We start from the raw sequence: 425 nt of genomic DNA on the forward strand, positions 1-425 counted from the left end.
TGCTAAGGGAGCTTCGGCTCCCTTTTATTTTTCAGTATCAGGAGAAGCGGATATGATGTCATTTGATAACTCTCATAGGGAAAAATTATGCAAATCTGGGTTGATGCCGATGCCTGCCCCAAGGTGATTAAAGAGATTCTATTTCGAGCCTCTCAGCGCCTGTCTTTACCCATGTTTTTGGTTGCCAATCAGCCGATTGCGGTGCCTGCCGTTGCCCATATTAAATCGGTGCAAGTCGCCTCTGGTTTTGATGTGGCAGATAACGACATTGTGCAGAATCTAAAAAAAGGTGATCTTGTGATCACGGCCGATATTCCTCTGGCGGACGAAGTGATTGATGCAGGCGGCCACGCTTTAAATCCTAGAGGCGAGCTGTATACCAAAGACAATATCAAAGAGCGTCTGATGATGCGTGATTTCATGTC

1 protein-coding gene is annotated in these 425 nt (G+C 46.1%); it reads left to right on the forward strand.

All coding sequences use genetic code 11. The annotated features are described in order from the left end of the window. Positions 1-87: 87 nt before the first annotated feature. The coding region (locus tag BTA35_RS17015; protein WP_078320914.1) for a YaiI/YqxD family protein at positions 88-425 on the forward strand (338 nt) is incomplete at its 3' end.

The sequence above is a fragment of the Oceanospirillum linum genome, from assembly GCF_001995095.2.
Lineage (GTDB): Bacteria > Pseudomonadota > Gammaproteobacteria > Pseudomonadales > Halomonadaceae > Oceanospirillum > Oceanospirillum linum.